Annotated in this window: 26 protein-coding genes and 1 other annotated feature; of the genes, 11 read left to right on the forward strand and 15 right to left on the reverse strand. The window is 54.5% G+C overall.

Annotated elements, in window-relative coordinates; genetic code table 11:
• Positions 1-51: 51 nt before the first annotated feature.
• On the reverse strand, positions 52-795 hold the full coding sequence (locus tag UR504_RS12180; RefSeq protein ID WP_033145752.1) for a YciC family protein: 744 nt from the start codon (positions 793-795) through the stop codon (positions 52-54).
• Between the two features lie 25 nt (positions 796-820).
• The gene (locus UR504_RS12185; protein WP_021240310.1) at positions 821-1,225 is read right to left on the reverse strand and encodes a YkgJ family cysteine cluster protein; all 405 of its coding nucleotides are present in this window, start codon (positions 1,223-1,225) and stop codon (positions 821-823) included.
• Between UR504_RS12185 and UR504_RS12190 the strand changes: the two genes are divergently transcribed.
• From UR504_RS12190 to UR504_RS12200, 3 genes are all read left to right on the forward strand, one after another.
• Positions 1,118-1,393 carry a hypothetical protein gene (locus UR504_RS12190; RefSeq protein ID WP_320739762.1) on the forward strand — a complete coding sequence of 92 codons (276 nt, stop codon included), beginning with the start codon at positions 1,118-1,120 and terminating at the stop codon, positions 1,391-1,393. The two genes, UR504_RS12185 and UR504_RS12190, sit on opposite strands and share 108 nt — an antisense overlap.
• A gap of 114 nt (positions 1,394-1,507) precedes the next feature.
• Complete coding sequence (gene ompW / locus UR504_RS12195) at positions 1,508-2,140, forward strand: outer membrane protein OmpW (protein ID WP_115875450.1); 633 nt, start codon at positions 1,508-1,510, stop codon at positions 2,138-2,140.
• Positions 2,141-2,285: 145 nt separating this feature from the next.
• Positions 2,286-2,495, forward strand: a complete 210-nt coding sequence (locus UR504_RS12200; protein WP_158285465.1) for a hypothetical protein — start codon at positions 2,286-2,288, stop codon at positions 2,493-2,495.
• Between the two features lie 156 nt (positions 2,496-2,651).
• Here the strand turns inward: UR504_RS12200 and yedF are convergent, their stop codons facing one another.
• The 8 genes from yedF to trpL all read right to left on the reverse strand — a co-directional run bounded on the left by yedF (position 2,652) and on the right by trpL (position 10,946).
• The gene (yedF, locus tag UR504_RS12205) at positions 2,652-2,885 is read right to left on the reverse strand and encodes a sulfurtransferase-like selenium metabolism protein YedF (RefSeq protein ID WP_003856774.1); all 234 of its coding nucleotides are present in this window, start codon (positions 2,883-2,885) and stop codon (positions 2,652-2,654) included.
• Entirely contained in the window at positions 2,882-4,093 is a 1,212-nt protein-coding gene (gene yedE, locus UR504_RS12210) for a selenium metabolism membrane protein YedE/FdhT (RefSeq protein ID WP_115875447.1), read from the reverse strand. Before yedE ends, yedF begins: the two co-directional genes overlap by 4 nt.
• Before the next feature lie 181 nt (positions 4,094-4,274).
• A complete protein-coding gene (trpA, locus tag UR504_RS12215) occupies positions 4,275-5,084 on the reverse strand; it encodes a tryptophan synthase subunit alpha (RefSeq protein ID WP_252093087.1) in 810 nt (269 codons plus the stop codon).
• Complete coding sequence (gene trpB / locus UR504_RS12220) at positions 5,084-6,277, reverse strand: tryptophan synthase subunit beta (RefSeq protein ID WP_045908896.1); 1,194 nt, start codon at positions 6,275-6,277, stop codon at positions 5,084-5,086. The genes trpA and trpB overlap by 1 nt, the downstream gene beginning before the upstream one ends.
• Positions 6,278-6,287: 10 nt before the next feature.
• A complete protein-coding gene (gene trpCF / locus UR504_RS12225; protein WP_302235351.1) occupies positions 6,288-7,646 on the reverse strand; it encodes a bifunctional indole-3-glycerol-phosphate synthase TrpC/phosphoribosylanthranilate isomerase TrpF in 1,359 nt (452 codons plus the stop codon).
• 3 nt (positions 7,647-7,649) lie between these two features.
• A complete protein-coding gene (gene trpD / locus UR504_RS12230) occupies positions 7,650-9,245 on the reverse strand; it encodes a bifunctional anthranilate synthase glutamate amidotransferase component TrpG/anthranilate phosphoribosyltransferase TrpD (RefSeq protein ID WP_302235352.1) in 1,596 nt (531 codons plus the stop codon).
• Complete coding sequence (locus tag UR504_RS12235; protein ID WP_302235353.1) at positions 9,245-10,807, reverse strand: anthranilate synthase component 1; 1,563 nt, start codon at positions 10,805-10,807, stop codon at positions 9,245-9,247. Before UR504_RS12235 ends, trpD begins: the two co-directional genes overlap by 1 nt.
• Positions 10,808-10,830: 23 nt before the next feature.
• Positions 10,831-10,925: a sequence feature (Trp leader region), on the reverse strand.
• The gene (trpL, locus tag UR504_RS21560; protein ID WP_106993556.1) at positions 10,902-10,946 is read right to left on the reverse strand and encodes a trp operon leader peptide; all 45 of its coding nucleotides are present in this window, start codon (positions 10,944-10,946) and stop codon (positions 10,902-10,904) included. (Overlaps the previous feature by 24 nt.)
• Positions 10,947-11,085: 139 nt before the next feature.
• Between trpL and rnm the strand changes: the two genes are divergently transcribed.
• Entirely contained in the window at positions 11,086-11,967 is an 882-nt protein-coding gene (gene rnm, locus UR504_RS12240) for an RNase RNM (protein ID WP_115875441.1), read from the forward strand.
• Positions 11,964-12,584 carry an L-threonylcarbamoyladenylate synthase gene (locus tag UR504_RS12245; protein WP_003856793.1) on the forward strand — a complete coding sequence of 207 codons (621 nt, stop codon included), beginning with the start codon at positions 11,964-11,966 and terminating at the stop codon, positions 12,582-12,584. Before rnm ends, UR504_RS12245 begins: the two co-directional genes overlap by 4 nt.
• Positions 12,585-12,907: 323 nt before the next feature.
• Here the strand turns inward: UR504_RS12245 and UR504_RS12250 are convergent, their stop codons facing one another.
• The gene (locus UR504_RS12250) at positions 12,908-14,044 is read right to left on the reverse strand and encodes a PAAR domain-containing protein (RefSeq protein WP_248174409.1); all 1,137 of its coding nucleotides are present in this window, start codon (positions 14,042-14,044) and stop codon (positions 12,908-12,910) included.
• Positions 14,045-14,054: 10 nt separating this feature from the next.
• Complete coding sequence (locus UR504_RS12255) at positions 14,055-14,516, reverse strand: hypothetical protein (protein WP_248174407.1); 462 nt, start codon at positions 14,514-14,516, stop codon at positions 14,055-14,057.
• A 339-nt stretch (positions 14,517-14,855) separates the two neighbouring features.
• On the opposite strand from UR504_RS12255, the gene rluB reads away from it, so the two are divergent.
• The gene (gene rluB / locus UR504_RS12260; RefSeq protein ID WP_023312076.1) at positions 14,856-15,731 is read left to right on the forward strand and encodes a 23S rRNA pseudouridine(2605) synthase RluB; all 876 of its coding nucleotides are present in this window, start codon (positions 14,856-14,858) and stop codon (positions 15,729-15,731) included.
• 35 nt (positions 15,732-15,766) lie between these two features.
• Here rluB and cobO read toward each other — a convergent pair whose 3' ends face one another.
• Positions 15,767-16,357 carry a cob(I)yrinic acid a,c-diamide adenosyltransferase gene (gene cobO, locus UR504_RS12265; RefSeq protein WP_045908891.1) on the reverse strand — a complete coding sequence of 197 codons (591 nt, stop codon included), beginning with the start codon at positions 16,355-16,357 and terminating at the stop codon, positions 15,767-15,769.
• Positions 16,354-17,115, reverse strand: coding sequence for a YciK family oxidoreductase (locus UR504_RS12270; RefSeq protein WP_127731299.1), 762 nt, complete (start codon positions 17,113-17,115; stop codon positions 16,354-16,356). Before UR504_RS12270 ends, cobO begins: the two co-directional genes overlap by 4 nt.
• 251 nt (positions 17,116-17,366) lie before the next feature.
• On the opposite strand from UR504_RS12270, the gene sohB reads away from it, so the two are divergent.
• Complete coding sequence (gene sohB / locus UR504_RS12275) at positions 17,367-18,413, forward strand: protease SohB (RefSeq protein ID WP_302235354.1); 1,047 nt, start codon at positions 17,367-17,369, stop codon at positions 18,411-18,413.
• A 34-nt stretch (positions 18,414-18,447) separates the two neighbouring features.
• Here the strand turns inward: sohB and UR504_RS12280 are convergent, their stop codons facing one another.
• Positions 18,448-18,699: a YciN family protein gene (locus UR504_RS12280; protein ID WP_003856804.1), complete on the reverse strand. Its 252-nt coding sequence runs from the start codon at positions 18,697-18,699 to the stop codon at positions 18,448-18,450.
• A 399-nt stretch (positions 18,700-19,098) separates the two neighbouring features.
• On the opposite strand from UR504_RS12280, the gene topA reads away from it, so the two are divergent.
• The 4 genes from topA (at position 19,099) to ymiC (ending at position 23,747) form a co-directional block, all read left to right on the forward strand.
• Entirely contained in the window at positions 19,099-21,696 is a 2,598-nt protein-coding gene (gene topA / locus UR504_RS12285) for a type I DNA topoisomerase (RefSeq protein WP_302235355.1), read from the forward strand.
• A 187-nt stretch (positions 21,697-21,883) separates the two neighbouring features.
• Positions 21,884-22,858, forward strand: coding sequence for an HTH-type transcriptional regulator CysB (cysB, locus tag UR504_RS12290; protein WP_008502814.1), 975 nt, complete (start codon positions 21,884-21,886; stop codon positions 22,856-22,858).
• A gap of 338 nt (positions 22,859-23,196) precedes the next feature.
• Positions 23,197-23,337, forward strand: a complete 141-nt coding sequence (locus UR504_RS12295) for a YmiA family putative membrane protein (RefSeq protein ID WP_213327741.1) — start codon at positions 23,197-23,199, stop codon at positions 23,335-23,337.
• Between the two features lie 311 nt (positions 23,338-23,648).
• Positions 23,649-23,747 (forward strand): small membrane protein YmiC, encoded by a 99-nt coding sequence (gene ymiC / locus UR504_RS12305; RefSeq protein WP_032623144.1) that lies wholly within the window; start codon positions 23,649-23,651, stop codon positions 23,745-23,747.
• The last annotated feature ends 10 nt before the right edge of the window (positions 23,748-23,757 follow it).

The raw sequence follows: 23,757 nt of genomic DNA on the forward strand, positions 1-23,757 counted from the left end.
GATTCCATCTTCTGAGCGGGGCGGGAGGCAGCGATGCCTCCCGCCTCTGGATTACTGACGAATTAACATATACAGGCGGAACAGATAGACCAGCAGTACCGCTGAAATCAGGTTGCTCAGCGTATTCGCCACTACCGCGCCAACATTTGGCGTTAATACCGCAAAATTCGGCGCAAACAACAGCAGGAGCGTTTTGGCGAGCAGCCAGCCGATCACGGCAGGCGCCACCAGACGCATATTAGCCCATGCCAGTCGGATGCTGCTGCGCATCGCGGTAAAAATACCCATCTTATCCTGCACGACCATCACAGGCGCAAACGAGAGCACGATAGCCAGCAGTACGCCCGGCACCACGACCAGCATTATCCCCATCTGCACCAGCAGGGTGGTCAAAAAGATCAGGATAAACAGCTTAGGTAAGACCGGCGCGCTGGCACCAATCGCCCGTAAGGCGCTGACCCGGTGACCCGCCGATACCAGCTGAATCATCAGCAAAACGCCGCCCGCCAGAACTGCATTACCAATCAGGCCCGAGAAGGTGGACGCGGCAGAGGCGCGCAGCAGGATTTGCTGCTGTTCTGGCGTCATGTTTTGCACCAGCTCAAACAACCCCACGCTACCCGCAAGATGGTCGCCCTGGCTCAGGCTGGCAATCTGTTCTTCACTCGGTGAAAACGCATGACCCAGCACCACCGTGATAAAGGCGCAAAGCAACGCGATCAGTAAAAAGGTTATGAACTGATTGCGGAAAAAGTTTCCCGTGTCACGGTAGACAGACTTCGCCGTGATAGACATGCACTCTCCTTGAGTATTGCAGGTGTTAATTAGCCGGCAATTGTACACCGGATGCACCTGCTGTGGCAGCATCAAGGCTTGTATGGAAAAGCATATCTTTGTAAAGCGGCGGTAATCCCACGCGTGCGCGTGCGCGATTGCAGGCTTCGTTGACCTGGCCATCTTCCCCCGACATGGCAAATTCCCGGCACGGGCTGGGGCGATCCTCATAGATGGAACATCGGGTAGAGACCCCAGGCTCACCCTGTAGCGCCACACAGCGAGCCTGCTTTTGGTTCGTGCCGCTCATGCAGCGCAGAAAGGGGGTTAACGGCTCGGTGAGATGAACCGGAACGGTACCGCCGCCATCGCTGGCTTCGGCCCAGTAGAAAGAGACTCGAAAATACGCACAACAGGCTCCGCACGTCATGCACGGGTTAATATCACTCATGGCACACCTGCAAAAGAAGAACGCATCAAATCAATTTGTGAGAGCGATAAATTATCCAGCCGCCAGAGGAAGAGCAAGAGGGGGAAAAGGGAAAATTATGTAACCGTGAAATGCCAAAAATTGACATGGAAACAACTTATCGCTTTTGAACGCGCCACAAAAAATTAACCCAGATCAATGAATGTTAAGTTACTGGTTTTAATGTGATCTGTGGCAGATCACTTATTACCCTTTTGTGAGTATATTCTCATCCGCGATTAAAACCACAACGATGGAGCGGATATGAAAAAATTAGCGGTGGCAGCCCTTGTATTAAGCAGTCTCTCTGGCGGCGCGTACGCGCATGAAGCAGGCGAATTCTTTATTCGTGCCGGTTCGGCTACGGTTCGCCCAACTGAAGGATCGGATAACGTGCTGGGTATGGGCGGTTTTAACGTCAGTAATAACACCCAGTTAGGGTTAACGTTCACCTATATGGCGACGGAAAACGTTGGTGTTGAGCTTCTTGCTGCAACGCCGTTCCGTCATCGCGTGGGTCTGGGCGCAACCGGTGATATTGCAACGGTTCACCATTTACCGCCAACGCTGATGGCGCAATGGTACTTTGGCGACTCAAGCAGCAAGGTGCGCCCTTATATTGGCGCTGGTTTGAACTACACCACCTTCTTTGACGAGAAGTTTAACGATACCGGTAAAGAGGCCGGTCTGACTGACCTCAGCCTGAAAGATTCGTGGGGCATGGCGGGGCAGGTCGGTCTGGATTACCTGATTAACCGCGACTGGTTAATTAACGCCTCCGTCTGGTATATGGATATTGATACGGACGTACGCTTCAAGGCGGGCGGTCAGCAGCAAAGCATCAACACGCGACTGGATCCGTGGGTGTTTATGTTCTCTGCGGGTTATCGTTTCTGATCCCCCGTCAAACTGGCCACAGGGTGGCCAGTTTGCTTTGCTCACTTCAAAACGACGGATAAACCGGCCGCTCATCAAGCTTTACGCAGTGCCTCAGGATCGTTTCCCCATCATATAAATAGCTGAAAGCGTCGCTGGACAGGGAATGGAAGAGAATATCGCCATTGGCAAACGGGATAATTTCGGTATCACCCGCACGTTTATGTCCCGCGCCGGTTTCAAAATGGCCGCGCCACCGTTCCTGGGTATGGTCATAGACGTGCAGAATAACCTCGACAAGTCCTCTTTGCGGACAATCAAGGCGCAGGAAGGTGGAAGAGAAATTCAGGGACAGCGCATGGAAGGGAATCAATAAGGCGAAAACCAGTAAAGCTCGTAAATACATCAAATCGCGAAAACCTCCTTCAAAAGGGAAATGAGATTTTACTTAAGTCAAAAATCGCGTTTTTGCCGTGGATCAAGATGTCTTATAATTCAATACGATAAAGGCCCCGGGCGAGGCCCTTAGGGATCATTTTTGAATCAGATAGCGAATGGTTGGGCCATCCTGCTGGATATCCAGCACCGTATAACCGTGGTTTTTTGCATCCAGCGGTATGTTGTTGATGGACTGCGGGCAGTCGCTCACCACCTCCAGAATTTCCCCTTTCTTTAGCTGCGGTAGCGCTTCAAGCGTAGCCACCGCCGGATATGGACAGGGCTCGCCAACCATATCCAGACGATAATCAGGCACGATCTCTTTCATGCAGCATTCTCCTGCGTTTCTGTTTTAACGCCCGCACGGCGGAAGAAACGTTTCTCCTGTGCGACGACCAGTAAAAAAGCAACCAACAGCAGGGCGTAGGTGACCAGCAGGCCGCCGAGAGGGCCGAAGGTGCTCAGCAGGTTGACCTTGTCCCAACTTGTGGCAAGCGCCGGGGACAAATCGTCCCAGAAGTACGCCAGGACCGTCGAGCCAATCACATTTCCAAGACCCACCCACCAGTAGTGCACCTGTCCTTCGACGGCGCGATACATCCAGCCGGTTTCACACCCGCCGGCCAGCACGATCCCGAAGCCGAACAGCAGGCCGCCAATGACCGCGTTAGGGCCGGCCCACATGATTTTCGGTTCGACGCCCAGTTGAACATAGCTGAAGATGCCGATGGCGCTGACCGCCATCCCGGCGATAATCGCCTTCGCCATCATCGTGCGGCCGGTGATCCACATATCGCGAAACGCGGAGGTGAAGCAGATCTGCGCGCGTTCAATGAGCAGACCAAAACCCACGCCGAACAGCATCGCCAGACCGAGTTTGGGCTGGTTCAGAGCCGTACACAGCGCCCATGCCACCATAGCGAAAAAGACCAGCATTCCGAGACGGAAACGGCGGCGTGCCTGAGAGGGCTTCTGGGTTAACGGAGACGCTGCGCTGACTTTGGTCATTTTCACTGGAATGCGAAACAGCGGCAGCAGGGTAAATTTTGCGCCAAAGTAAGAGCCGATGGCCGTGGCGACGGCAAAGAACCAGGCGTGAAGCGAAAACTGAGGAATCCCCGTAAAGAAAGCGGCCAGGTTACAGCCCATCGCCAGACGGGCGCCAAACCCGGCAATGATACCGCCGACAACTGCCTGAAGAATGCGGATCCGGCTTTTGGGCATACGCAACTTAACGTTGTTTGCCCACAGCGCCGCCGCGAAGCAGCCGCCGAACATGCCGATGATCATCATCCCGTCGATGCGGGTAAGCGGCGTGCCGTCCAGATGGATGAGTTTAAAGTAACCCCACTCTTCGGTATGCACGCCAGCGAGCTGCAGCAATTGACCACCCCAGCGGGTGAACTCGCCGGTCACGGCCCAGAAGGTGCCGGTAATGCCGAAATAGTAGGTAGAGAGAATGCCAGCCGCGATAACAGCCGGAACGGGTGACCAGAACTTAACCAGGTAAGTCTGTTTGAAGGATTGCCATGACATGAATAAGCCTCTGAACTCAGAAGGATTAAAGATAAAAAAGAGTCCAGATCATACGCTTACATAACAGTTTGAAAAGCCATTCACACCGAAAATATCGAAAGGATCAATTTTGACGTAATCCTTTGTTGATGGCGGGGAAGAAAGGGTAACCGTCTGGCAGGGGTGCCAGACGGTGGAGGGGTCAGGCTTTAAGCGTCGCCGCCTTCATGGCCGTCACAAACGCTTTCAGCTCGGCCAGCATCTGCTCGGGTTTGTCCACGTTCTTCTCGATGATCTTCACAATCGCAGAGCCGGAGATGGCACCCGCAGCCTTCGCGTCAATCGCCGCGGTGACCTGATCCGGAGAGGAGATCCCGAAGCCCTGCAGCGGCGGCGCGGCATGGTACTCGGCCAGCTTTTCCACCAGATGATGCAGCGGCAGGGCGGCTTTATTCTCGGCACCGGTTACGCCTGCGCGGGAGAGCAGGTAGGTGTAGCCGCGCCCGTAAGAGGCTATCTGGCGCAGCAGTGTGTCATCCGCGTTCGGCGGGCAGATGAAAATCGGGGCGACGTTGTGACGCATCGCAGCCTGGCGGAACGGCGCGGACTCCTCGACCGGCACGTCGGCGACCAGAACGGAGTCGACGCCTACGCGTGCGCACTCGGCGTAAAACTCATCGATACCGCGGTTGAACACCAGGTTGGCGTACATCAGCAGGCCAATGGGAATGGTCGGATGCTTCTGGCGAATTGCCGCCAGCATCTCGAAGCACTGGGTCGGCGTAACGCCTGAGGCAAATGCGCGCAGCGTCGCATTCTGGATGGTCGGGCCATCCGCCAGCGGGTCAGAGAACGGGATCCCCAGCTCCAGCGCGTCGGCACCGGCTTCAATCAGGGTGTCGATGATCTTCAGCGACTGTTCAGGGCCCGGATCGCCCAGGGTGACGAAGGGAACGAACGCGCCTTCCTGGCGGGATTTCAGTTCTGCAAATACGTTATCGTAGCGTTCCATCAGATTTCCCCTCGTGCTTTCAGAATATCGTGAACGGTGAAGATATCTTTGTCACCGCGTCCGGAAAGGTTTACCACCAGCAGCTGTTCTTTTTCCGGATTGTCTTTCATCAATTTCAGCGCATGGGCCAGAGCGTGTGAAGACTCCAGCGCCGGGATGATCCCTTCGCTGCGGCACAGCGTTTTGAACGCTTCCAGCGCTTCGTCATCGGTAATGGAGACATAGTCCGCACGACCGGTGCTGTTCAGATAGGCGTGCTGCGGCCCGACGGATGGGAAGTCGAGGCCGGCAGAGATAGAGTAAGACTCTTCAATCTGGCCTTCATCGGTCTGCATCATCGGGGATTTCATGCCGAAGTAGATCCCCACGCGGCCATGTTTCAGCGGCGCGCCGTGTTCACCCGATTCAATGCCGTGACCCGCAGGCTCGACGCCAATCAGACCCACGCTGGTGTCGTCGATAAAGTCTGCGAACATACCGATGGCGTTAGATCCGCCGCCGACGCAGGCGATGACCGCATCCGGCAGACGACCCTCTTTTTCGAGGATCTGCGCTTTGGTCTCTTCCCCGATCATGCGCTGGAATTCGCGCACGATGGTCGGGAACGGGTGCGGGCCCGCCGCGGTACCGAGCATATAGTGCGCGGTTTCGTAGCTGCCAGACCAGTCGCGCAGCGCTTCGTTACAGGCATCCTTCAGCGTCGCGGAGCCGCTGTGCACCGGGATCACTTCTGCACCCATCAGACGCATACGGAAAACGTTTGGAGACTGACGCTCAACGTCTTTCGCCCCCATATAGATGCGGCATTTCAGACCGAGCAGGGCGCTGGCGAGCGCCGAAGCCACGCCATGCTGGCCTGCGCCGGTTTCGGCGATGATTTCGGTTTTGCCCATACGCTTCGCAAGCAGCGCCTGGCCCAGCACCTGGTTAGTCTTGTGTGCGCCGCCGTGCAGCAGGTCTTCACGCTTAAGATACAGCGTGGTTTTCGTGCCTTCCGTCAGATTGCGGCATTTGGTCAGGGCCGTTGGGCGGCCTGCATAGTTTTTCAGCAGGTCGGTAAATTCGGCCTGAAACGCCGGATCCTTCTGCGCGCTGACAAACGCTTCTTCCAGCTGGCGCAGCGCGGGCATCAGGATTTGCGGGACGTACATCCCGCCGAACTCACCAAAATACGGGTTAAGTAATGTCGTCATCTTCTCTTCCTTAATATGCACGCAGAGTTTTAAAAACCGAGGCCAGTTTGCTGGCATCTTTAATACCCGGCTGGGACTCTACGCCTGAATTGAAATCGAGGCCTGCACAGCCGGTTTTCGCGGCTTCTACGCAGTTATCCGGGCTTAATCCGCCCGCCAGCAGGACGTTGTCCAGCTTTTCGCCGTTCAGCAGAGACCAGTCAAAACGCTGGCCGGTTCCGCCCTGGCCGTTATCAAGGACGTATTTATCCACGTGGTTCAGGTTACGCGGGGGCAAAGTATCGCCAACGCTTTGCGCTTTCCAGATCTGTACCTGCGGCGCCAGCGTGGCGCGCAGGGCATCGATATAGGCCTGATCCTCATCGCCGTGCAGCTGCACCGCGCTCAGGGATAACGCGTCGGCTTTTACAACCACCTCTGCGATATCCGCATTGCGGAACACGCCAACATAGCTGAGCGGTGCCGCGGCGATGATCTTACGCGCCTGCTCTTCGCTCACCGCGCGAGGAGAGGAATCCACAAAAATCAGCCCGCCATAAATCGCTCCGGCTTCATACGCGGCCTGGGCGTCCTGTTCGCGGGTTAAGCCGCAGACTTTGTTTTCACCCAGCAGCACGCGACGCACTGCCGCATTGAGATCGTCATGTTCCATCATAGCGGAGCCAATCAGGAAACCGTTGGCGAAGTGGCTCAGCTCGCGCACCTGGGCGTAGCTGTTTATGCCGGATTCGCTGATCACCGTGACGCCAGCGCCCAGACGCGGCGCCAGCTGGCGCGTGCGGTTCAGGTCGATTGACAGATCGCGCAGATCGCGGTTGTTGATGCCAACCACTTTGGCTTCCAGCGCAATCGCGCGCTCCAGCTCCTCTTCATTACTCACTTCGGTCAGTACGCCCATTTTCAGGCTGTGCGCGACGGCAGAGAGCTGGCGATACTGCTCGTCGTCAAGCACCGAGAGCATCAGCAGGCAGGCGTCAGCCTGGTAAAAGCGCGCCAGCCAGATCTGATAAGGGTCGATAATAAAGTCTTTGCACAGGATCGGCTGCGGCGCGATGCCGCTGACGATCGGCAGAAAATCGAAGCTGCCCTGAAAATATTTCTCATCCGTCAGCACGGAGATGGCTGAGGCATGATGCTTATAAATACCGGCAATGCGCGCCGGGTCGAAATCGTCACGGATAACGCCTTTGGACGGGGACGCTTTTTTGCACTCAAGAATAAACGCGGTGCGCGCACCCTGCAGGGCGTCATAGAAACGACGGCTGCTCGGGACGACGTCATTCTGGAAACTGGCAAGCGGCTGCTGTTGCTTGCGGGCTTCCACCCAGATGGCCTTATCGGCAACGATTTTCGCTAAAACGGTCTGCATTCTTTACCCTCTTGCCGCAAGTGCGGTAACGCGATCGTAAGCTGCACCGGAGCGCAGTACATCCAGAACTTTTTGAACGTTGGCCTTAAGGTCTTCCTCACCGTGCAAACGCATCAGCATGGCGACGTTGGCGGCAACGGCGGCCTCATGGGCGACCTCTCCCTTACCTTGTAATAAGCGCGTCAGAATGTCACGGTTTTCTTCCGGGGTACCGCCTGCCAGCGCTTCCTGGTGATACGGAGTTAAACCAAAGTCAGCGGCTTCGAGCTGGTAGCTCAGGATTTCACCGTCGCGCAGTTCGGCTACCAGCGTCGGGGCATGCAGAGACACTTCATCCATTCCGCCGCTGTGCACCACGGCGGCACGCTGGTAACCCAGCACGCGCAGCGTCTCGGCAATCGGCAGGACCAGTTCCGGGCTGTAGACACCGATCAGCGCCAGCGGCGGATGGGCCGGGTTGATCAGCGGGCCGAGCACGTTAAACAGCGTGCGGGTTTTCAGCTGCTGACGAACCGGCATTGCGTGGCGGAAACCGGTGTGATACTTCGGCGCAAACAGGAAGCAGACGCCCAGGTCATCCAGCGCTTCACGGGAACGTTCGGCGTTCATATCGAGATTAATGCCGAATGCGGCGAGCAGATCGGAAGAACCTGACCGGCTGGACACGCTGCGGTTACCGTGCTTCGCGACCTTTAAACCACACGCTGCCGCTACGAAGGCGCTGGCGGTCGAAATATTGATACTGTTGCTGCCATCACCGCCGGTACCGACGATATCGGCAAACTGATAGTCCGGGCGCGGGAACGGGGCGGCATTTTCCAGCAGGGCCGTAGCGGCACCGGCGATCTCCTGCGGGCTTTCGCCGCGGACCTTCATGCTCACCAGCGCGGCCGCCAGCTGTTCCGGCTTCAGCTCACCGCGAACCACGGCGGAGAAGAGCTGGTGGCTCTCCTGCTGGCTCAGGGTTTGCGCCTGGTACAGTTTTTCCAGAATCGGCTGCAGGGTGTTGGTCTGCTCCAGCTTCTGTAACGCCCAGTCGAGCGTCTGCTCCAGCAGGCGGGCACCGTGAGAGGTCAGGATGGATTCCGGATGGAACTGCATCCCGCAGACGCGATCCGCGTCGTGACGCACCGCCATCACCATCCCTTCAAACGAGGCGTTAATGGTCAGCACGGCGGGAATGTTGCTGCCGACCAGCGAGTGGTAGCGCGCGACCGGGAGCGGATTCGGCAGCCCGGCAAACATCGCCTGGCCGTCATGTTCGATGCTGGACGCTTTACCGTGCAGGATCTCTCCCGCCTGGCCAACGTAGCCGCCGTAGGCTTCCACAATCGCCTGATGGCCGAGGCAGATGCCGATAATCGGCAGCTTGCCGCGCATACGGGTCAGTAGCTCCGGCATACAGCCCGCTTCGCTCGGCGCGCCTGGCCCCGGAGAGAGCATCAGCACCGGGTTTTGCATGGTGGCCAGACGGTCAATCAAGGTCTGGGCCGGCACGTGGTTGCGATAGATAACGACGTTATGGCCATTCGCACGCAGCTGATCTGCCAGGTTGTAGGTAAAGGAATCGATATTATCGAGCAGCAGAATGTCAGCCATCAGAAAATCTCCTGTGCATGGTGTGCGGTAGCAATGGCGCGAAGGACCGCTCGGGCTTTACTGCGCGTTTCGTCAGCTTCAGACTGCGGAACGGAATCAAGAACAATCCCGGCTCCCGCCTGGACGGTGGCAATGCCGTCTTCTACATAGGCGGAGCGGATCACGATGCAGGTATCGAGGTCGCCGTGGGCGGTGAAGTAACCCACCGCGCCGCCGTAGCTGCCGCGACGACGCCCTTCGGCGGCGGCAATCAGCTGCATGGCGCGCACTTTCGGCGCGCCGCTCAGGGTGCCCATATTCATGCAGGCGCGGTAGGCGTGCAGCACGTCGAGGTCGTGGCGCAGCTCACCGACCACGCGAGAGACCAGGTGCATCACGAACGAATAGCGGTCAACTTTGGTCAGATCCGCCACGTAGCGGCTGCCCGGGGTGCAAATGCGTGCCAGGTCGTTACGCGCCAGGTCAACCAGCATAAGATGCTCGGAGAGCTCTTTGTGGTCGGTGCGCATTTCCAGCTCGATGCGGCTGTCGAGATCGCGATCCAGCGAGCCGTCAGCGCGACGTCCGCGCGGACGGGTTCCGGCGATCGGGTAAATTTCAATCTGGCGGCTGGTGGCGTCGTACTTCAGCGAGCTTTCCGGCGAGGCGCCGAACAGCGTGAAGTCGTTGTCCTGCATGAAAAACATGTACGGGCTCGGGTTGCTCTTTTTCAGCACGTCGTAGGCCGCCAGCGGAGACGGGCAGGGCAGCGAGAAGCGACGGGACGGTACAACCTGGAAAATTTCCCCGGAGCGAATCGCTTTTTGCATCTGGCGAACCACTGCGCCGTACTGATCGTCGGTCTGGTTCACATCGCAGGTCATTTTTTCCACTCGCTGCACCGGAAGCGCTGGAGGCGCTTCCGTCATCTGCTGCTGAAGCTGCGCGATGCGATGCTCAAGACGGTTTTTCTCAGCGGTCGAAGGCGTGAACAGGCTGGCCTGAATGCGGGTGTATTGTTTCTGATGGTCGATCACCAGCAGGGTTTCGGCCAGATAGAAACAATAGTCCGGGCAGCGATTGCCCTGCTCGGTTTCCGGTAAATCTTCAAAGCCGGCGACCAGATCGTAGGCAAACAGCCCGCCAAAGAACATCGCTTCACGCTCATCGTGCGGAACGGTGACCAGGTTCTGCAGCAGGCGGAAGGCATCAAAGACGGACAGGGAGCAGAGGCGCGCGTCTTCATCCAGCAGCTGGCTAACCGGCGGGAAATGCAGAATGCGCATTTCTGGATGACGTTCGTTTTCAATGCCTGAAGGCAGGGCGGCATCTAGCAGTGGCAGCAGTGATGCGCCGTTGTCTGATAAGGCCTTAATTGTGACAGTGTCACCTAGAGCGGTAATGCGCAACGCGCTGTCGACCAGCAGCAGGCTCTTGAGATCGTCCTTGCTGTCGATGTCCGCAGATTCCAGCAGCAGCGTTGCCGGGCGTGCCCCGCAGACCTGATGAAACAGCGCGGTCGGGTTGTGGCGGTAGGCCGCCTCGCAGGTCAGCAGTTCGAGATGAGGTTTGGCTGTTTGCATTATATTGTTCTCATTTTCTGTTCAAAAAAAAGCCCGCTTGGAAGCGGGCTGGGTATCTGTTTGCATTTCGCAGACGCGTGACACTGCCCGAAGATCAGGAAGTACGCCACCAACCGTGCAGAGTGAAATGCGCTGTCATTTTCAGATACCTTTCTCGTGTGAACTTGCGTACTAGTTAACTAGTTCGATGGCGTATTGTCAACCCTTGATTTCAGAATTTCGATATAAGTCGGTATCATGATGGTTTCGGATGTCTCCAACCTGTTATGGGAAGTGCTTTGAGCGATACCACCTATGCTATTATTTATGATTTACACAGCCATACTCAGGCCTCTGATGGCCTGCTGACACCCGAAGCCCTGGTTCATCGTGCCGTTGAAATGCGCGTCGGTACGCTGGCGATAACCGATCACGATACGACGGATGCAATACCGGCGGCGCGCGCCGAGATCGCCCGCAGCGGGCTGGCGCTCAATCTGGTGTCCGGCGTCGAAATTTCGACCGTCTGGGAAAACCATGAGATTCATATCGTTGGCCTGAACATCGATATAGACCATCCGGCACTTACTGCCTTTTTGCAAGAACAAAAAACGCGCCGCAACCAGCGCGCAGAGATGATCGGCGAGCGTCTGGAAAAGGCACATATTCCGGGCGCGCTGGAAGGTGCCCAAAAGCTGGCGAACGGCGGGGCGGTCACGCGCGGTCATTTCGCCCGTTTTCTGGTAGAGGCGGGTAAAGCCACGACGATGGCGGATGTCTTTAAAAAATATCTGGCGCGCGGGAAAACCGGATACGTTCCGCCACAGTGGTGTACAATAAAACAAGCTATTGATGTGATTCATCATTCTGGCGGTAAGGCCGTGCTGGCCCATCCGGGCCGGTATAATCTTTCTGCTAAATGGCTGAAAAGGCTGCTGGCACACTTTGCCGAATGCGGTGGCGAGGCGATGGAGGTCGCCCAGTGTCAGCAGGCGCCCAACGAGCGCGCCCAGCTCGCGACCTATGCCCGCCAGTTCGGCCTGCTTGGGTCACAGGGCTCTGATTTTCATCAGCCCTGCGCGTGGATCGAACTGGGGCGCAAGCTCTGGCTGCCCGCTGGCGTTGAGCCGGTCTGGCAGCTCTGGGAACAGCCGCAGCAAATTGAAGAGAGGGAAGTATGAGTCAGTTTTTCTATATCCATCCGGATAACCCGCAGCCACGTTTGATTAACCAGGCGGTGGAGATCGTCCGCAAAGGCGGCGTGATTGTCTACCCGACCGATTCAGGCTACGCGCTGGGCTGCAAAATTGAAGACAAAGGGGCAATGGAGCGTATTTGCCGTATTCGCCAGCTGCCGGACGGCCATAACTTTACCCTGATGTGCCGCGATCTTTCTGAGCTGTCGACCTATGCTTACGTCGATAACGTGGCGTTTCGCCTGATCAAGAACAATACGCCGGGTAACTACACCTTCATCCTGAAAGGGACGAAAGAGGTGCCGCGCCGCCTGCTGCAGGAAAAGCGTAAGACTATCGGTATGCGCGTGCCGTCGAACCCGATAGCGCAGGCGCTGCTGGAAACCCTCGGCGAACCGATGCTGTCTACCTCGCTGATGCTGCCCGGCAGCGAGTTTACCGAGTCCGATCCGGAAGAGATCAAAGATCGTCTGGAGAAGGTGGTCGAGCTGATTATTCACGGCGGTTATCTCGGCCAGCAGCCGACCACCGTGGTCGACTTAACCGAAGATGCACCGGAAGTGATTCGTGAAGGGGTGGGTGACGTAAAGCCTTTCTTGTAATGAAGGTTTTTAATGCCTCAAATTAAGGGAAGAGCGGAGGCTGGATCTCTCCAGCCTTTGGCGGTCATCTCACCTTTTTGAAGATGAGTAGGATCAGCGGGACACAAATCACAAATCCGTAAATTGCTGCATCAAAAACTACGCCTGTAGCTTGAAGGATAGAATCAATCGAAGCATGGTATTCATTCAACGGTACAGGGTCAGAAAATTGCATACTTTCATTCTCGCTGAAAGCAGAAAATGAGAATGTCGCTAGCGCCAACCCGATAAAGTAGCAAAGCGATACAATGCAGATTCCGCCCCATCGGAGAATAGTTTTAGTTCTACTTGTCATCGTCATACGAACCACCTAATACGCCGCCTACAGTGCCGCCTGAATATGGAGAAAATGAATCTCCAATAGCCGCACCATTAGTAAGAATATGCTGGAATTTCCCACCGGGAGTTTCCTGGAATGGCTGCAAAAAGCCTGAATTAGGGTATTGCTCTTTAAATGTATTTGTCATCTCAACGACAAGCATTGAGGACATGTCTGCACATTTTGCGATGAGAAATCTTTGCAGTGATACAGGAATGGTAAAATCCTCCTCTGCATCTATAGGCATCTGTGTCGTCGTCGATGTGTAACCGTTCTCGAATACCTTTGAGCCCGAAAACTTGATCCCTTCGACTGAGTGTGTGGTGCAGTTTCTGCCTGTCACATCATACCCGTCAATGGTGCGGCCTCTTCTCCGGGTGGTTGCTTTCATGTTTGACGTTTGGAACGATGGTTTACTGCTGTTCCATAGGTCTTCGAAGAATTTTCTTATCCGTTCTGGATTAGCATCATCTATTCGGAAGACACGAGCATCCATTTCATACAGTTCAGAACGATAGTACACACTCGCATCTTCATCTTGCAGAAAGTTGAGAATGCCATCGCCCGTAAACCCTCCAGGATTGGTTCTACCGTAGCGTCCGTATGTGTAAAGGTAGACATGGTTATTCTCATGCACAGAAACGAAAGCGTGGCCTGCCTTTTTGGTTTCAGTCCATATGTAAACACCGTTCAATAACAGGTTATCTTCTGGCTTGCAGGTGTCAGCAAAGCTGTTTTTTTTCTTCGCTACCTGTGCGTGCTGCACTGGCTCTACTGGCGCTATAGCCCAGGAAGGGGTATTAACCTCAATGGTACCAGGCGCGATAAGAAAATTAGTACCCTGTGGACAACCGCAGTGGATTTCTGCACCATCCACGGCGACTGCGGCGCTATTGGAACAGCGAGGATCGCCGCTCACAATTACCCCCACTTTCCCGCATTTCGGGCAAGGAGTGGTCTTATCGCCGATGTAGAGTTTCCACAAGCCCATAACAGACATACCGGGGCGGGCGGCAATACATTGTGCGCCTGTAGAGGTTTTATCTCCGTGTAGACCAACGTTCTTACCGTGAACTGTGCAGCCTCTGTTAACCGATGCCATAGTGACCGCCTTATTTCAGAAAGTTTTCTGGCAACGATTCCCCGGCTCGGACTACTCTTCTTCCGGCATTTTGTGGGCAGCTAATAATTTCATCGCCGTTATCCAGCGAGCTACCAACAAGGGCAATAGATTCGCCTGGTGTGTTTCCCGCACCATTGGAGATCTTCGCGGACGTTCCATCTGGGTAACGCACTTTATCGCCAACTCGAGACACGTTTAGCATTGTGCCGTCATCAAGTTTGATCTGCCGTTCGTTATATTCACTGAAAACTTTCCCACCATTACGTGTCAAGCTGCCCTCTGTAGCGATCAGATAAGCTGCCGTAACTGGATGAGCGAGATTGTAGGCGTTTTGTTTTTCGATGAGAGAACGGGTTTCGTCGTTCATTGCGGCGAGTTGTTCGGTTGTAAATGGTGACTTGTCAAAGGCTGCCAGCATCTCTGGTGTAAGGTTGTTGGTGTACTGCTTCATAAATCCCTCTACTTATTATGGATATAATCGTAGCGGTCATTTTACAAGCAATGGTTACAAGCGCAACAAGTATGAGACATAAGCAAAACTGCGTTTCGTAATGGAAGGTTATCAGTACAGAGAGTCAGACGAACAAAACTTGTTGAATCATTTAGTCTAAAGTTAGTGTAGTATGTGCGCCCACGAATCATTGTGTGTGACAGCCTTTGTGACATATTGTTTGCCATGCTGTGTACCATGAAATAGTTACATATCAGTGAGTTAAGTTGTTATTGGTGCTAACTCGTTGTTTTAAAATGCACACCAGACGCCTGTGAAGGCGACACCTGAGGAAGCTCAATGAGCGAGAAGTTACAGAAAGTGCTGGCGCGTGCCGGCCACGGTTCACGCCGTGAAATCGAAGCCATTATTGAAGCGGGCCGCGTGAGTGTGGACGGTAAAATCGCCACGCTGGGTGACCGCGTAGAAATCGTACCGGGGCTGAAGATCCGTATCGACGGTCATCTTATCTCCGTGAAAGAGTCCGCTGAACAAATCTGCCGCGTGCTGGCTTACTACAAGCCGGAAGGCGAGCTGTGTACCCGCAATGACCCGGAAGGTCGCCCGACGGTGTTTGACCGTCTGCCTAAACTGCGTGGCGCTCGCTGGATTGCCGTTGGTCGTCTGGACGTGAATACCTGCGGTCTGCTGCTGTTTACCACCGATGGTGAACTGGCAAACCGTCTGATGCATCCAAGCCGTGAAGTGGAACGTGAATACGCGGTGCGCGTGTTCGGCCAGGTTGATGAGAATAAACTGCGCGATCTCTCGCGTGGCGTTCAGCTGGAAGACGGTCCTGCGGCGTTCAAAACCATCAAGTTTACCGGTGGGGAAGGCATTAACCAGTGGTACAACGTGACCCTGACCGAAGGCCGCAACCGCGAAGTGCGTCGTCTCTGGGAAGCGGTAGGCGTGCAGGTTAGCCGCCTGATCCGCGTCCGCTACGGCGACATCCTGCTGCCGAAAGGTTTGCCGCGTGGGGGTTATACCGAACTGGATCTGACCCAAACCAACTACCTGCGCGAGCTGGTCGGCCTGACGCCGGAAACCACCTCTAAAGTGGCGGTGGAAAAAGATCGTCGTCGTATGAAGGCGAATCAGATCCGTCGCGCCGTGAAGCGCCACAGCCAGGTGAGCAGCAGTCGCCGCTCCGGCAGCCGTAATAACAACGGTTAACGTAAAAGCCCGGTGAAGTCACCGGGCTTTTTTCTTTAGTAATCAATCCCAATTTGCGCTTTGATGCCCGCATCAAACGCATGTTTAACCGGACGCAGCTCGCTGACGGTATCTGCCAGCTCCAGAATATCCCGATGACACCCGCGGCCCGTGATGATGACCGTCTGATGGGCGGGACGGTCTTTCAGTGCATTAAGCACGTCTTCCAGCGGCAAATAGTCGTAGGCGACCATATAGGTGATCTCATCCAGCAGAACCATATTGAGTGAAGGATCGGCCAGCATTCTTTTAGCGTGCTCCCAGACGGCCAGACAGGCGGCGGTGTCGGTTTCACGATTCTGGGTGTCCCACGTAAATCCGGTCGCCATCACCTGAAACTCAACCCCGTGGGGCTCAAGCAGATTACGCTCGCCGTTAGGCCACTCACCTTTAATAAACTGGATAACGCCGACCTTCTGCCCGTGGCCGACGGCGCGGGTAGCGGTGCCAAACGCGGCGGTGGTTTTGCCTTTGCCGTTGCCGGTAAAGACGATGACAATCCCTCGCTCGTCCTGTGCTGCCGCGACGCGCGCATCGACCTGTTCTTTCAGACGCTGCTGGCGCTGCTGATGACGTTCTTCACTCATTGCGAAATTCCTGGTTTACGGCCCGGCTGGGCGTCGAAGGTCATCCCGGTTTTGCGGCGGCTGTCGTCGCCCATCAGCCAGAGATAGAGCGGCATAATGTCTGCCGGGGTTTTCAGCTTCTGCGGATCTTCGCTCGGGAACGCGCTGGCGCGCATTTTGGTGCGCGTACCGCCCGGGTTAATGCAGTTTACGCGCAGATGGCGGCTTTGATACTCCTCCGCCAGTACCTGCATCATGCCTTCGGTCGCGAATTTGGATACGGCATAGGCTCCCCAGTTTGCGCGGCCCTCCCGGCCAACGCTGGAAGAGGTAAAGACCAGAGACCCTGACTCGGATTTGAGTAATAAAGGAAGCAATGCCTGCGTAAGGAAAAACGTGCCGTTGACGTTGACCTGCATCACCTGCTGCCAGATATCAGGATCCTGTTCATCCATCGGACGCACTTCACCTAACAAGCCGGCGTTATGAAGTACGCCGTCGAGTCTCGGATAGTGAGCGCTAATGCGCTGGGCTAATTCCTGGCACACTGCGGGCGTGCAGGTCAGTAAATCGAGGGTATACCACGGGGCTGGCGTACCAGATACCGACTCAATCTCCTGAGCGACGCTTTTCAGTTTTTCTTCGTTGCGCCCAATCAGAATGACGTTCGCACCATATTCGGCGTATGTCAGGGCCGCCTCGCGACCAATCCCGTCGCTGGCACCGGTGACAAGAATAATCCGGTTTTGCAGCAGATTTTTTTGCGGTTGATAATGCACGGTGACTCCTCAGGCGACCGGTAACGCAATGGCGCCTTTATGATGACTTTTCGGCTTTATGCCCGAATTCGCCTGATAATTCAATCAGTCTACAGGACGCATTACAGTAAAATTAACAATTTGCAAATATTTAAAGACCAGCCCGGGGATTCCTGAAGGCGGCTCGCAGAGGTAATGTCACGAGCGAGACGCATGGGCAGGGCTGTTGTACACTGCCGTGAAAGATTCGTGGTTAAATCAAGGTGGAACGCGTGGAATTACTTTCTCAATATGGGTTGTTTTTGGCCAAAATCGCGACGGTGGTGGTTGCCATTGCGGTAGTTGCCGTTCTGATTGTCAACCTGACGCAGCGCAAGCGTCAGCGTGGGGAGTTACGCATCACCCGCCTGAGCGAGCAGTATAAAGAGATGCAGGATGATATGTCTCTGGCGCTGCTTGATAGTCATCAACGGAAACTGTGGCTGAAAGCGCAGAAGAAAAAGCATAAACAGGAAGCTAAAGCGGCAAAAGCAAAAGCAAAACTCAATGCGCCGCAGGATAAGGCCACGCCACGGGTCTATGTGCTCGATTTTAAAGGCAGCATGGATGCGCATGAGGTTTCTTCTCTGCGGGAGGAGGTGACTGCCGTTCTGGCCGTGGCGACACCGCAGGATCAGGTTGTCGTGCGCCTTGAAAGCCCGGGCGGGGTGGTTCACGGTTACGGGCTGGCTGCCTCACAGCTGCAGCGCCTGCGTGAAAAACAGATCCCGCTGACCGTGGCCGTGGATAAAGTGGCAGCGAGCGGTGGCTACATGATGGCCTGCGTGGCGGACAAAATTGTTGCCGCGCCGTTCTCAATTATTGGCTCGATCGGCGTGGTTGCGCAGATCCCGAACTTTAACCGCTTCCTGAAAAATAAAGAGATTGATATCGAACTTCACACGGCGGGTCAGTACAAACGCACCCTGACGCTGCTAGGGGAAAACACGGAGGAAGGGCGTCAAAAATTCCGTGAGGATCTCAACGAAACGCATCATCTCTTTAAAGATTTTGTGCACCGTATGCGCCCGACGCTGGACATTGAGCTGGTCGCGACGGGTGAGCACTGGTACGGCGTTCAGGCGCAGGAGAAAGGGCTGGTAGATGAAGTCGGAACCAGCGACGATCTGCTGCTCAACCTGATGGAAGGTAGGGAACTGGTAGGCGTCCGCTTTGCTCAGCGCAAGCGACTGATGGACCGCTTTACCAACAGTGCGGCAGAAAGTGCTGACCGCCTGCTGCTGCGCTGGCTACAGCGCGGACAAAAACCGCTGTTGTAAACAAAAACGCGAGGCACATGCCTCGCGTTTTGCGTTAATCGACCAGGTGATATTTCTCTGAAAGCGTATGCGCCAGATATTTAAACATGTTAAACACGGCGGTGCTTTTCGGGGTCGGCAACCCCTGTTCGTCAAGGAAGTATTCGCCGCTGAAAACCAGCACCCCATTGCGCTGTTCTACGCCGGTGGCTTCAATACCCGCCAGGGTATCTTCATGGTCACGGATAAGCTTGTTTGCTTCGATAAGCAGAGAGGCTCGGTCAATAGGTTGGGTCGTATTCTGCATAATCCACTCCTTAAACAGTGACAATAGTCTACGCCGGGGGCGCTTTGGGGGCAAATTTTCCCTGTAATGTGAGGGGATAAGCTGCAGGGGCCTGGCTGGCGGGATTTGCTTTTGCATGCTAATAAAGTTGCGTAACGAATTTTATCAGGTAGAGTGTGCGCTTTCGTCATTCTGGCAACAGAATTGCTTGACATTCAACCGGGAATTCGTCACGAATTACACGAGATGTGAGAAAAATACCCGAGAACTCAATCACCTGGGCGTCTTTTCTTTAACGCCCGGTAAGACAAAGGGGTTGATATCTCCTGACGCAGTCGCAATATCATTGGCTCGTCGTCAGCGGAAGGGAAATCAACGTGCGGCGTATTCCTGGAAGAATTAAATTAGGTAAAGGTGAATATGGGTAAAGCTCTCGTCATCGTTGAGTCCCCGGCAAAAGCCAAAACGATCAATAAGTATCTGGGTAATGACTACGTGGTTAAGTCCAGCGTGGGTCATATCCGCGATTTGCCGACCAGTGGCTCAGCCAGCAAAAAGAGCGCAGACTCTACCTCCACCAAAGGGGCTAAAAAGCCTAAAAAGGATGAACGTAGCGCGCTTGTCAACCGCATGGGTGTTAACCCATGGCATAACTGGGATGCACAATATGAAGTGCTTCCAGGGAAAGAAAAAGTCGTTAACGAGCTGAAGCAGCTTGCTGAAAAAGCTGACCACATCTATCTCGCAACCGACCTTGACCGCGAAGGGGAAGCCATTGCGTGGCACCTGCGGGAAGTGATTGGTGGTGATGACAAACGCTACAGCCGTGTAGTGTTTAACGAAATTACGAAGAATGCGATTCGTCAGGCGTTTGAGAAGCCGGGCGAACTGAATATTGACCGTGTAAACGCCCAGCAGGCACGTCGCTTTATGGACCGCGTTGTGGGCTACATGGTTTCTCCACTGCTGTGGAAGAAGATTGCCCGTGGCCTGTCCGCAGGGCGTGTGCAATCCGTCGCCGTGCGTCTGGTCGTTGAGCGTGAGCGCGAGATTAAAGCCTTCGTCCCGGAAGAGTTCTGGGAAGTTGACGCCAATGTGACCACGCCGGGCGGTGACGCTCTGCCGCTGCAGGTCAGCCATCAGAACGATAAGCCTTTCCGTCCAGAAAACCGCGACCAGACCATGGCCGCCGTGGCGCTGCTTGAAAAGGCACGCTATCAGGTGCTGGAACGTGAAGACAAACCGACCAGCAGTAAGCCTGGTGCGCCGTTTATCACCTCCACCCTGCAACAGGCTGCAAGCACGCGTCTGGGCTACGGTGTGAAGAAGACCATGATGATGGCCCAGCGTCTGTATGAAGCGGGCTACATCACCTACATGCGTACCGACTCAACCAACCTGAGCCAGGACGCCGTCAATATGGTGCGTGGCTACATCAGCGACAACTTCGGTAAGAAATACCTGCCGGAAAGCGCTAACCAGTTTGCCAGCAAAGAGAACTCTCAGGAAGCGCACGAAGCGATTCGTCCTTCTGACGTCTCGGTGTTAGCGGAATCGCTGAAAGATATGGAAGCCGACGCGCAGAAGCTGTATCAGCTGATCTGGCGCCAGTTCGTGGCGTGCCAGATGACGCCAGCGCAGTACGACTCCACCACGCTGACCGTCGGCGCGGGTGAATTCCGTCTTAAAGCTCGCGGTCGTATCCTGCGTTTCGACGGCTGGACGAAAGTGATGCCTGCGCTGCGTAAAGGAGATGAAGACCGTACGCTGCCGGCAGTGAACAAAGGGGATGCACTCTCGCTGGTTGACCTCGTGCCTGCCCAGCACTTCACCAAGCCGCCTGCGCGCTTCAGTGAAGCGTCCCTGGTGAAAGAGCTGGAAAAACGCGGTATTGGTCGTCCTTCGACCTACGCGTCCATCATCTCGACGATTCAGGACCGTGGCTACGTGCGCGTTGAAAACCGCCGTTTCTATGCGGAAAAAATGGGTGAGATCGTCACCGACCGTCTGGAAGCTAACTTCCGCGAGTTGATGAACTACGATTTCACCGCGCAAATGGAAGACAGCCTCGACCAGGTTGCCAGCCATCAGGCGGAATGGAAAAAGGTACTCGACAGCTTCTTCAGCGACTTTACCGACCAGCTTGAAAAAGCGGAGAAAGATCCTGAAGAGGGCGGCATGCTGCCTAACCAGATGGTTCTGACCAGCATCGACTGTCCTACCTGCGGCCGCAAGATGGGGATCCGCACCGCAACCACGGGCGTCTTCCTTGGCTGCTCCGGCTACGCGCTGTCGCCAAAAGAGCGCTGCAAAACCACCATCAACCTGGTGCCAGAGAACGAAGTTCTCAACGTGCTGGAAGGTGACGATGCGGAAACTAACGCGCTGCGTGCCAAACGCCGCTGCAAAAAATGCGGCACGGCAATGGACAGCTACCTGATCGATCCAAAACGTAAGCTGCACGTCTGCGGTAATAACCCAACGTGTGACGGGTATGAGATCGAAGAGGGTGAGTTCCGCATTAAGGGCTATGACGGCCCGATTGTGGAATGCGAGAAGTGCGGTTCTGAAATGCACCTGAAAATGGGGCGTTTCGGTAAGTACATGGCGTGTACTAACGACGAGTGTAAAAACACGCGCAAAATTCTGCGTAACGGTGAAGTGGCTCCGCCGAAGGAAGATCCGGTTCCGCTGCCAGAGCTGCCGTGCGAGAAATCCGACGCGTACTTCGTGCTGCGTGACGGCGCTGCGGGTGTCTTCCTCGCCGCCAACACCTTCCCGAAATCGCGTGAAACGCGCGCGCCGCTGGTGGAAGAGCTGCATCGCTTCCGCGATCGTCTGCCTGAGAAACTGCGTTATCTGGCCGATGCGCCACAGCAGGATCCGGAAGGCAACAAAACCGTGGTGCGCTTTAGCCGTAAAACAAAGCAGCAGTATGTTGCGGCAGAGAAAGAGGGTAAAGCGACCGGATGGTCAGCCTTCTTTGTCGATGGCAAATGGGTTGAAGGCAAGAAATAATCTTCCCTAACCGTAACTTACCTGTGAAAGGGCCGGATTTCCGGCCCTTTTTTATTGCCTTGTTATTATTTTTTGTTCCGTACTATACAGTCAGGCTATAAATGATATAGTGGTTATAGTTAACCTGTTTCTTATTATTAAATCGTCTTAAGCGATTGACCGCATGCGCTAAATCGGATGGTCTGGCATGAAATTACAGCAGCTTCGTTATATCGTTGAGGTGGTGAATCATAACCTTAACGTCTCTTCTACCGCCGAGGGGTTGTATACCTCGCAACCGGGCATCAGCAAACAAGTTCGTATGCTGGAGGATGAACTAGGTATCCAGATATTTGCCCGCAGCGGTAAGCATCTCACTCAGGTGACGCCCGCTGGGCAGGAAATCATCCGCATTGCGCGGGAAGTCCTCTCTAAAGTCGATGCGATTAAGTCTGTGGCGGGGGAGCATACCTGGCCTGATAAAGGCTCGCTGTATATTGCCACGACGCATACGCAGGCGCGCTATGCGTTACCCGGCGTCATCAAAGGCTTTATAGAGCGTTATCCTCGCGTCTCTTTGCATATGCACCAGGGGTCGCCAACACAAATCGCTGAAGCCGTTTCCAAGGGGAATGCAGACTTTGCCATCGCCACCGAAGCGCTTCACCTCTATGACGATCTGGTGATGCTCCCGTGCTACCACTGGAACCGTTCTATCGTGGTGACCCCCGATCACCCCCTGGCAGGTAAAGGGTCGGTCACTATCGAAGAGCTGGCTCAATATCCCCTGGTGACGTATACGTTTGGCTTTACCGGACGCTCCGAGCTTGATACGGCCTTTAACCGGGCAGGGTTAACGCCGCGCATTGTCTTTACCGCGACGGATGCCGACGTGATTAAGACCTACGTGCGGCTTGGTCTGGGGGTGGGTGTTATTGCCAGCATGGCGGTGGACCCGGTGTCAGACCCTGACCTGGTGCGTCTTGATGCGCACGATGTTTTCAGTCATAGCACCACTAAGATTGGCTTCCGTCGTAGCACCTTCCTGCGCAGCTATATGTATGATTTTATTCAGCGCTTTGCCCCTCATTTAACGCGTGACGTTGTTGATACCGCCGTTGCATTACGCTCAAATGAAGATATTGAAGAGATGTTTAAAGACATCAAACTCCCCGAAAAATAATCACACCCGGTATCTTTCCCTAAGGGAAAGATACCGAAATAACGCCTCAAAGCTAAATTAGAATTATCATCATCTACGTATCCCCTGTCATATAATGTCATTATCCATTTGGTCAGTAAGGTTATAATGTCGTGAATTGGCGACAAAAGTAGAAACTAATTTACGCCTTCGCAAATTTTTCTTTTCAATTATTTATTTCTGGTCAAAAGAATGAATATTTCATACCTTCCGGTGCGTAAATTCACTGGCTTTTCGGCTAAAGTTTCTTTAGGATTTATCTCAACAGATGATTAATTGTACCAATTGTTTGGTCCTAAATGATAAGCGATGTCGATTGTATGAGGTTAGCAATGCCTTCAGGAAGTGAAGAACCGCAAAGGGATCCTGCGCTCAAGCGTAAAGCCTGGCTGGCGGTCTTTCTCGTCTCTACCCTGTTTTGGGTGGTGGTTGCTCTCCTGGCCTGGAAATATTGGGGTTGAATATGGCAGTGACGGTACGTACAGAAACGGTAAAACAGATGTGTCAGCATCGTGACAACGGCCACAGAGGGCGTAAAGCACCTGCGACTGTTGTACCCGCGTCCTGGAAACTGACGCCGCAGCAGCAAGCGTTTATTGATGTGTTCGCAGAAGACGAACCCAAAAAACAATAATTTAGTTAATTGCGTAATGATGCAAATAGTCTGAATATCGACTCTGCATTTTTGTACTCTTTAATAAATACACATCAGCAATATAGCACTGAGGACAAACCTCGGAACTTTTTATAAATAATGCCTGGTGTCCCTATGATGAATAACATGACGTCTCACAAATACTGGTCATGGATCGGCGTTTTTACCGTGTCGATTCTGTTCTGGAGTCAGCTCATCTGGTTGGCCCTCCACTAAATTGTAAAAC

It is taken from the genome of Enterobacter sp. 241F3 (genome assembly GCF_034106785.1).
Lineage (GTDB): Bacteria > Pseudomonadota > Gammaproteobacteria > Enterobacterales > Enterobacteriaceae > Enterobacter > Enterobacter vonholyi.

What these genes read in the sequence shown, in the direction of transcription:
- UR504_RS12180 (WP_033145752.1), bottom strand. Translation starts at nt 795, where the DNA reads ATGTCTATCACGGCGAAGTCTGTCTACCGTGACACGGGAAACTTTTTC.
- UR504_RS12190 (WP_320739762.1), top strand. Translation starts at nt 1,118, where the DNA reads ATGAACCGGAACGGTACCGCCGCCATCGCTGGCTTCGGCCCAGTAGAA.
- UR504_RS12185 (WP_021240310.1), bottom strand. Translation starts at nt 1,225, where the DNA reads ATGAGTGATATTAACCCGTGCATGACGTGCGGAGCCTGTTGTGCGTAT.
- ompW (WP_115875450.1), top strand. Translation starts at nt 1,508, where the DNA reads ATGAAAAAATTAGCGGTGGCAGCCCTTGTATTAAGCAGTCTCTCTGGC.
- UR504_RS12200 (WP_158285465.1), top strand. Translation starts at nt 2,286, where the DNA reads ATGGAAGAGAATATCGCCATTGGCAAACGGGATAATTTCGGTATCACC.
- yedF (WP_003856774.1), bottom strand. Translation starts at nt 2,885, where the DNA reads ATGAAAGAGATCGTGCCTGATTATCGTCTGGATATGGTTGGCGAGCCC.
- yedE (WP_115875447.1), bottom strand. Translation starts at nt 4,093, where the DNA reads ATGTCATGGCAATCCTTCAAACAGACTTACCTGGTTAAGTTCTGGTCA.
- trpA (WP_252093087.1), bottom strand. Translation starts at nt 5,084, where the DNA reads ATGGAACGCTACGATAACGTATTTGCAGAACTGAAATCCCGCCAGGAA.
- trpB (WP_045908896.1), bottom strand. Translation starts at nt 6,277, where the DNA reads ATGACGACATTACTTAACCCGTATTTTGGTGAGTTCGGCGGGATGTAC.
- trpCF (WP_302235351.1), bottom strand. Translation starts at nt 7,646, where the DNA reads ATGCAGACCGTTTTAGCGAAAATCGTTGCCGATAAGGCCATCTGGGTG.
- trpD (WP_302235352.1), bottom strand. Translation starts at nt 9,245, where the DNA reads ATGGCTGACATTCTGCTGCTCGATAATATCGATTCCTTTACCTACAAC.
- UR504_RS12235 (WP_302235353.1), bottom strand. Translation starts at nt 10,807, where the DNA reads ATGCAAACAGCCAAACCTCATCTCGAACTGCTGACCTGCGAGGCGGCC.
- UR504_RS12245 (WP_003856793.1), top strand. Translation starts at nt 11,964, where the DNA reads ATGAGTCAGTTTTTCTATATCCATCCGGATAACCCGCAGCCACGTTTG.
- UR504_RS12250 (WP_248174409.1), bottom strand. Translation starts at nt 14,044, where the DNA reads ATGGCATCGGTTAACAGAGGCTGCACAGTTCACGGTAAGAACGTTGGT.
- UR504_RS12255 (WP_248174407.1), bottom strand. Translation starts at nt 14,516, where the DNA reads ATGAAGCAGTACACCAACAACCTTACACCAGAGATGCTGGCAGCCTTT.
- rluB (WP_023312076.1), top strand. Translation starts at nt 14,856, where the DNA reads ATGAGCGAGAAGTTACAGAAAGTGCTGGCGCGTGCCGGCCACGGTTCA.
- cobO (WP_045908891.1), bottom strand. Translation starts at nt 16,357, where the DNA reads ATGAGTGAAGAACGTCATCAGCAGCGCCAGCAGCGTCTGAAAGAACAG.
- UR504_RS12280 (WP_003856804.1), bottom strand. Translation starts at nt 18,699, where the DNA reads ATGCAGAATACGACCCAACCTATTGACCGAGCCTCTCTGCTTATCGAA.
- topA (WP_302235355.1), top strand. Translation starts at nt 19,099, where the DNA reads ATGGGTAAAGCTCTCGTCATCGTTGAGTCCCCGGCAAAAGCCAAAACG.
- cysB (WP_008502814.1), top strand. Translation starts at nt 21,884, where the DNA reads ATGAAATTACAGCAGCTTCGTTATATCGTTGAGGTGGTGAATCATAAC.
- UR504_RS12295 (WP_213327741.1), top strand. Translation starts at nt 23,197, where the DNA reads ATGAGGTTAGCAATGCCTTCAGGAAGTGAAGAACCGCAAAGGGATCCT.
- ymiC (WP_032623144.1), top strand. Translation starts at nt 23,649, where the DNA reads ATGAATAACATGACGTCTCACAAATACTGGTCATGGATCGGCGTTTTT.